At 46.2% G+C, this 2,816-nt stretch carries 4 protein-coding genes; 2 read left to right on the forward strand and 2 right to left on the reverse strand.

Going from position 1 to position 2,816, the window contains the following annotated elements:
• A partial coding sequence (locus tag B3O33_RS07205) for a gamma-glutamyltransferase family protein (protein WP_292363289.1) occupies positions 1-1,271 on the forward strand: 1,271 nt, incomplete at its 5' end.
• A 10-nt stretch (positions 1,272-1,281) separates the two neighbouring features.
• On the opposite strand, the gene B3O33_RS07210 is transcribed toward B3O33_RS07205, so the two are convergent.
• A complete protein-coding gene (locus tag B3O33_RS07210) occupies positions 1,282-1,743 on the reverse strand; it encodes a hypothetical protein (RefSeq protein ID WP_292361603.1) in 462 nt (153 codons plus the stop codon).
• 34 nt (positions 1,744-1,777) lie between these two features.
• Here B3O33_RS07210 and B3O33_RS07215 point away from each other — a divergent pair, with 34 nt between their 5' ends.
• A complete protein-coding gene (locus tag B3O33_RS07215) occupies positions 1,778-2,542 on the forward strand; it encodes a TatD family hydrolase (protein ID WP_292361602.1) in 765 nt (254 codons plus the stop codon).
• Here B3O33_RS07215 and B3O33_RS07220 read toward each other — a convergent pair.
• Positions 2,543-2,816, reverse strand: a 274-nt coding sequence (locus B3O33_RS07220) for an encapsulin-associated ferritin-like protein (protein ID WP_292363290.1), incomplete at its 5' end; no start/stop codon positions are given.

Genomic DNA, 2,816 nt, shown 5'->3' on the forward strand with positions numbered 1-2,816 from the left:
ATTATTTAACTCAACATTATGGCAAGTTGCCGTTATCGATAACTTTAGCCCCGGCTATTCGTTATGCCAGAGAAGGCTTTGCGGTTACACCACGTTATCAGCGGTATATGGGGTTTAGAAAACAGGCATTAAATGCCGAAGCTAAAACAATCTTTCTGGATGGCAATGACATTCCCGAATTAGGCACGGTAATTATTCAACAGGATTTAGCCAACACCCTCGAAGCGATTGCCGAGAAAGGGCGCGATGGTTTTTATCAGGGGGATATCGCTCAACAGATGGTCGAATCGGTGCAGGCTGCCGGTGGTATCTGGACCCAACAGGATCTGGCCAATTACCAACTGAAAATACGCCAACCAGTGCAAACACAATTTGCTGGTTACACCATCACCACAGCAGCTTTACCATCAGCAGGCGGACAATTAATCAGCTTAATGCTGAATCAGTTGAATACACTGGATTACCTGCAAGCCACCGCCCAACAAAAACGACATTGGTTGATTGAAACAATGCGCCGGGCCTATCGCGAACGCACTCTACATTTAGGCGACAGTGATTTTGTTGAGGTGCCGGATTATTTAACCGATGCCAACTACGCGGCGCAGCTGGCTGCCGATATTGATGCAGAAGCTGCCAGCAAAAGTGATGATTTACCGGATGAATTCAGTAATAAAGGTGAAGACACCAGCCATTTTTCGATAGTCGATCATTACGGAAATCGGGTTTCCGCCACCCTAAGTATTAATCTGCCTTTCGGCAGCGGCTTTGTCGCTGGCAATACTGGCGTATTACTTAATAATGAAATGGATGATTTTTCTGCCTTAATTGGCAGCCCGAATGCGTATGAGCTGGTCAGTGAATCGGCCAATGCGATCGAACCAGGCAAACGCCCCCTCTCCAGTATGACCCCCAGTTTTGTTGAGGATGATCAGCGTTTACTGGTCATCGGCACCCCGGGTGGCAGCCGGATTATTACCATGGTGATGCAAGGTATCCTGCATTTCATCGACGGTATGGACGCGATGGAAATTGTTACTGCACCTCGATTACATCATCAATATCTGCCAGACCGGATACAAATGGAAACGCCCGGTTTTAGTGAGGCGGAGCAAGATGATTTGATCCACCGGGGTCATCAACTGGATATATTAAACCGGCAATTTGGCAATATGCAGGTGATTGTTGCCGATAAAACAACCCGCAATCTCAGTGCTGCCAGTGACCCACGTGGAGAGGGGCTGGCAAAAACTGAAATCATTACGCTCGATTAAAACTGTTTGATTACAGTTTCATCTCTGAAGGCATCACGCCTTTGCGTGCCTGCACCAATGCACTCCCCTCCAGCACAATCAAGGCGATTAACGTCAATGAAATCGGTACTAAAGCAAACCAACCGAGCACTGAACGCTGAATAAATCGCATGCTCTCATCGGCTTGTGACATGAGTAAAAATGAACCAAGACCAAATATGACGGCGGCAACCAGATAAGCACCCAGCAAGTACCAACATCGTTTCCAGGCAAGTTTCCAATGGGCTTGTACCAATGCAGTCTGGTCTTGTGAGTTGTACGCTTTATAGGCTATTGAGCCAATCATCACAAGGGAACCCAGCAGCGATAATGAGAAAATTAACCACAGGTTTCGGGTGCCAAACAAAATGGCCGGAACAAAAAAATGAAATATCGCCACGTTGAACATTAGGCGCTCATGTGGCTTACTGGCTTCATGATAGATTTCAGACATAAAGTGTTCCTCTGTTTATAAAGGCAGTATTAACATGTTGCACCTGATTGACAGTCATTGCCATCTCGACTTTCGCGAATTTGATACAGACCGCGACACTATCCTGCAAAACTGCCTTCAATCCGGTATCGAAAAAATTGTCATACCCGGTGTCACTGTCAGTAGCTGGCAAAAGCAAGTTAAATTATGTCAAAGCTCGCCAATGCTTTCGCTGGTTTTGGGATGTCATCCGATGTTTATGGATGAGCATCCGGATGATGCTGTGCAACTTCTGGATGACGCTGTACAACAATACAAGCCGATAGCAATCGGAGAAATCGGCCTGGATTTTTATGTTTCAAATGTCGATATGGCTGCCCAGTTAAGTTTGTTTGATGCCCAACTGGATATTGCCGTTAAATATGCTTTGCCGGTTATCCTGCACGTGCGTAAAGCCCATGATGAGGTGTTGAAACTATTACGCCAAAAACAATTACCTGGCGGCATCGTCCATGCGTTCAGCGGCAGCGCTCAGCAAGCTGAGCAATACCGCAAACTTAATTTTCTATTAGGTATCGGCGGTGCATTAACCTACCCAAGGGCACAAAGGCTGCAACGCCTGTTTACTGAGTTGCCACTATCGCAGATTGTGCTGGAAACCGATGCTCCTGATATGCCGCTTTGTGGTCATCAGGGGGAGCGCAATTCCCCCGAAAATATTCCGGTTATCCTGGAAAAGCTCAGTCAATTGCGCGGTGAATCCATCGCTCATATTGCTGAAATCACCTCCGCGAATTGTCGTCAATTATTTAATATCTGATTAATCGTGATGATGGGTGATTTCACCTTCAGTAAACAAATAATCGCGTAATTGCTCATCCATTTTTTTATCCTTGCGACGAATCCATTCCAGCGTCATCGCAGCGTGTTCTTTCTCTTCATCGCGATTATGCTCAAGAATTTTTTTCAATTCCGCATCTTTGCAGGCATCTACCCGCTGGTTGTACCAGTCAACAGCCTCCAGCTCTTCCATCAACGATACGATGGCACGATGCATATCTTTGGTTTCATCCGATAATTCATTAAACGGCTCG

The organism is Methylophaga sp. UBA1464, from assembly GCF_002325665.1.
Lineage (GTDB): Bacteria > Pseudomonadota > Gammaproteobacteria > Nitrosococcales > Methylophagaceae > Methylophaga.

Bases quoted from the DNA above. Each gene is read 5' to 3' on its own strand.
- B3O33_RS07210 (WP_292361603.1), bottom strand. From the start codon at position 1,743: ATGTCTGAAATCTATCATGAAGCCAGTAAGCCACATGAGCGCCTAATG.
- B3O33_RS07215 (WP_292361602.1), top strand. From the start codon at position 1,778: ATGTTGCACCTGATTGACAGTCATTGCCATCTCGACTTTCGCGAATTT.